The organism is Kitasatospora sp. NPDC001225 (assembly GCF_053597855.1).
The window spans coordinates 1-4,139 of record NZ_JBSFJC010000278.1; the positions used below are offsets into that span (position 1 = coordinate 1).

Sequence of the window (4,139 nt, forward strand, 5' to 3'; positions counted from 1 at the left end):
GCCACCGTCACCAGGCCCGCGACCAGCACCCGCCGACGCCGCAGCCGGTCCGCCATCGCCCCGCCGCACAGCAGCAGCCCCGCGAACGCGAGGGCGTAGCCGGTCACCGCCCAAGACAGGTTCTGCGCCGAGGTGCCGAACCGCGCGCCCACCGAGGGCAGGGCGCTGTTGAGGACGGCGACACCACCGGCGTCCAGGCCCGCCGCCGCGCTCAGCACCGCCAGGGGCGCGTACCGGACGGACGGCGGGGTGTCGGGCCCCGGGCCGGCGGACTCCGGTCCCCCGGGCCGTACGGGCCGTACGGGCATGGACGGGGCAGGCGAGAGCGGTTCGCCGGGACGTGCGGGCATGGACGGACTCCAAGGACGAAGGACGCGCTCCGGGAACGACGGACGCGCGAACGCGCCGACACACCGGAACCGGCCCGTCGGCGACCAGGGCCACCCGCGTCGCGCGGCGCCCCCGGCAGCCACTCTGCGCCGCCGCGCGCACCGCGACGAGACACCGCCGCGGGCAGGCCCCGCCGGGGGTGGCCCTGGCAGGGCTACCCCCCGCGCCGCCAGGCGACCGATACTCGCCGCATGGCACCATCAGCGGCACTCCCCGAACTGGCCCACTTCCTGCGCACCCGCCGGGCCCGACTGACCCCGGAGGCCGCCGGTCTGCCCCGGACCAGCACCCGCCGGCTGAACGGACTGCGCAGAGCCGAGGTCGCCACCCTGTCCGGCATCAGCCCCGAGTACTACACCCGGCTCGAACAGGGCCGTCAGCGCCGTCCCTCCCCCGAGGTCCTGGACGCCCTCGCCACCGCCCTGCAGCTCGACGCCGACGCCCGCCGCCACCTCCACCGCCTCGCCACCGGAAACCCCGTCCACCAGGCAGGCCCGGCCGCCGCGGCCCCGGACGTGCCGGAGGCGACCCTGCGGCTCCTCGCCTCGATCACCCCGTGGCCCGCCCATGTGGTCACCCCCATGCGCGACATCCTCGCCTGGAACGACGCCGAGGCCTGGCTGCTCCTCGACTACGCCGAACTCCGGCCCGAGCAGCGCAACTTCGCCTGGTTCGTCTTCTGCGACCCCCGGGCACCCCGGCTCCTCACCGACTGGGAGAAGACGGCACGCGGCAACGTCCACCGCCTGCGCCACGCCCTGGCCGCCGACCCCCACAACGAACGCGGCAACCGCCTCGTGGCCGAACTGACGGCGCGCAGCAGCCGGTTCGCCGCCTTCTGGGAGGAACACGACGTCCGCGGCCCGGCCACCGGCAGCCACGGCTTCCACCACCCCCGGGCCGGCCGGCTCGACCTGGACTACACCGCCTACGTCGTCCCCGGCACCCACAATCTCGAACTCGTCGTCCTGACCGCGGCCGAGGGCTCCCCCAGCCACCGCGCCCTGCGGCAGGCCGCGGCGGAGCGCTGAACCGGCCCACGCCCGGAACCAGTTGGTGTCGGCAGGACGAGGGCGCTCCCGGCCGACTCACCGGGCGGGCCGACGGCCGACGGCCTGGGCCGGAGGGCCCGGGCCGTAGCGGTGTCAGGCCTTGCGGATCCGGTCGCCGATCTCCGGCCGCGCCTCGAACCCGGCCGCCCGGTACGTGGCGACGCCGCCGACGTTGGAGCTCGGTGTGCACACGCGAACGCTCGACGAGCCCAGCTCCCGCAGCGCGGCCGCCCCGGCGAGGGTGATCGCCCGGCCGTAGCCGCGACCGCGGTGGTCCTCGTGGACGCCCATCGGCTCGACCAGCCCCGGCCTCCCCGGGCCGGCCGACCAGACCGTCACCACCGCCGCCGGGCTGCCCCGGTCGTCGTAGGCGCCCAGGCAGCGGGCGTCGGCGGCGTACGGCCCCGCCGACATCCCGTGCCAGTACGCGCGCGTCGGCCGCGAGGTGCCGAACGCCGAGCGCAGAACGTCGGCGAAGTCCTGCGCCTGCTCCGGGCCGATCGCCCTGATCCGTACGCCCGGGTCCTCCACCGCCCGCGCGAGGTCGCGGAACAGCGGCGTCCACGGCTCGTCGACGCCCCAGCCCTCCTCGGTCAGCAAGTCGTGGAGCAGCAGGCCCAGCGGCGCCTCGACCGACACCGCGCCTTCCGGCAGCACGCCGCGCTCCGGCAGCGAGACGTCCTCGACGAGCCGCCGCGCCAGGTCCTCGTCCCGGAACGCGTCGGGAGCGACCGTCATCCGCAGCACCGTCGGCGAGTCCAGCACCCCGACGGCGAGGATCCGCCCGCCCCGGCTCCAGGTCCGCACCACCGCGGCCGTCTCAGCCGTGCCGAACCGACAGTTCCAGCCGATGTCCCCCGCGTGCAGCTGCATCGGCGCTCCGTCGTCCTGCCACTCCCGCAGCGCGCCCATGGCTTCGCGCACCCCGCCCGCGGTCGGCGTTCCCAGCACAATCGTCATAGCCGGAATCTGACACCCCGCCCGGGATTTCCGCAACCCGTTTACCGGCCGGCCGGTAATTCTCCTGGTGGTTGTGAGCACTTGCGGGAGGTCGCATACTGACAATAAGGAAGTGGACGCCATGAAGCTGCTAGCAGAAATCGACAGAATGGTCGCCACCGGAAAGGTGGTGGCCTCAGCGAACGACGAAGCCGTCGCGGACATCGTCCTCGCCACGATCACGACTGGCACCACGGCCTCGTTCTACCTGACCCGCGCCCAGGCCGCGCTCGTCAAGGAGCGGTTCTGGACTCCGGAGCGGATCCGCCGCACAGGACTCCGTCCGATATCCCCCGAGGAAACCGAAAGGATCAGGGTGGAGCTGGGCGTCAGGGTGAAGAATTTCAGGTGCACCCCGATCACGTGCGGCTGCGGCCATGTCTACGACGCATTCGACTTCATTCAGCAGGGGATCCGCGAACACGGCCTCGACGTCGTCAATTCCGTATTCTCCCTGAAGGACTCGACTTTCCTCCAGGTCAATCCGTCCTTCGTCCCGATCTGCCCCGTGGACGACCGGAGGCTGAGCCGCACCCACAGCTCCGACGGCGGGATCGAGTACGACTGCGACGAGTACGGCGGGTGCTGCTACCAGGAGTGACGCTCCATGCCCGGGCCCCGGGCCGAAGAGACGATGTTCAAATGTCTGATGTTTGTATATGGTCCTCCCATGACACGCATCAGCGCGCCGCGGCGCACGGCCAGCCTGTCCGCCCAGCTCGTGGAGAGCCTCCGCTCGCACATCGAGACGGGGGGCTGGCCGGTCGGGACGCGGATCCCGCCGGAGCAGGCCCTCGTCGAGGAGCTCGGGGTCGGGCGCAGCACGCTGCGGGAGGCGATCGGTGCGCTGGTGCACCTCGGCCTGCTGGAGCCCAGAGCCGGTGACGGCACCTATGTGCGCTCCTCCAGCGAGCTCCAGTCGGTGATGGTGCGGCGGGCGGGCTCCGCGAAGCGGGACGACGTGCTGGAGCTGCGGACCGTTCTGGAGGAGTACGCCTCGGGCGCCGCGGCCCTGCGCCGCAGCGAGGGGCAGGTGCGGCAGCTGCGGGAGCTGCTGGCCGACGCCGAGGCGGCCGCCGCCGGCGAGGACGCGTCCGCGTCCACGGACGTCGACGCGCTCTTCCACCGGTCCGTCGTCCGGGCGAGCGGGAACGCCCTGCTGATCGAGGTGTACGACCACCTCGGCACGGCGCTCACCTCGCACCTGGGGGGCCCGACCTGGAACGCCGCCCACGCCGAGGAGCACGGGGGCCTGCACCGGCGGCTCGTGGACGCGATCGAGACCCGGGACGAGGGCGGCGCCCGCGAGGCCGCCGCCGCGATCGTCCGGCTCACCCGCGACCACGAGATCGCCGACGCGCGTGCGGCCGAGGAGCGTTGAGCCCGCAGCCCTCCCGACCGATCCGATCACCCCGTACGAACGGCACCACCGTCCACCTGAACAGGATTTTCTCGGCTGCATAGGAGATCATTCGTGTCCCTCTCGCACCTCCCCGCCGACGAACTCGACGCGCGTACCGACCGACGAAGCGCCCACCTGTACGCGACCGACGCCCAGTTCCGCGACACCGCACCCCTGGACGCCGTCACCGAGGCGATCCGCCGCCCCGACCTGCCGCTCGCCGAACTGGTGGCCACCGTGCTGGAGGCGTACGCCGACCGCCCCGCCCTGGGCGAGCGCGCCACCGAGCCGGTCAC

6 protein-coding genes are annotated in these 4,139 nt (G+C 73.3%); 4 read left to right on the top strand and 2 right to left on the bottom strand.

Features of this window, described 5'->3' with window-relative positions:
* The coding region (locus ACWDCZ_RS39060) for an MFS transporter (protein ID WP_449818443.1) at nucleotides 1-218 on the bottom strand (218 nt) is incomplete at its 3' end.
* A 363-nt stretch (nucleotides 219-581) separates the two neighbouring features.
* Here ACWDCZ_RS39060 and ACWDCZ_RS39065 point away from each other — a divergent pair.
* A complete protein-coding gene (locus ACWDCZ_RS39065; protein WP_449818444.1) occupies nucleotides 582-1,421 on the top strand; it encodes a helix-turn-helix domain-containing protein in 840 nt (279 codons plus the stop codon).
* Between the two features lie 114 nt (nucleotides 1,422-1,535).
* Here ACWDCZ_RS39065 and ACWDCZ_RS39070 read toward each other — a convergent pair whose 3' ends face one another.
* Nucleotides 1,536-2,402 (bottom strand): GNAT family N-acetyltransferase, encoded by an 867-nt coding sequence (locus tag ACWDCZ_RS39070; RefSeq protein WP_387975931.1) that lies wholly within the window; start codon nucleotides 2,400-2,402, stop codon nucleotides 1,536-1,538.
* 112 nt (nucleotides 2,403-2,514) lie between these two features.
* Between ACWDCZ_RS39070 and ACWDCZ_RS39075 the strand changes: the two genes are divergently transcribed.
* The 3 genes from ACWDCZ_RS39075 to ACWDCZ_RS39085 all read left to right on the top strand — a co-directional run.
* Nucleotides 2,515-3,042 (top strand): hypothetical protein, encoded by a 528-nt coding sequence (locus ACWDCZ_RS39075; RefSeq protein ID WP_387975928.1) that lies wholly within the window; start codon nucleotides 2,515-2,517, stop codon nucleotides 3,040-3,042.
* A gap of 69 nt (nucleotides 3,043-3,111) precedes the next feature.
* Nucleotides 3,112-3,822, top strand: coding sequence for a FadR/GntR family transcriptional regulator (locus ACWDCZ_RS39080; protein ID WP_387975925.1), 711 nt, complete (start codon nucleotides 3,112-3,114; stop codon nucleotides 3,820-3,822).
* 93 nt (nucleotides 3,823-3,915) lie between these two features.
* The coding region (locus ACWDCZ_RS39085) for a hypothetical protein (protein ID WP_449818445.1) at nucleotides 3,916-4,139 on the top strand (224 nt) is incomplete at its 3' end.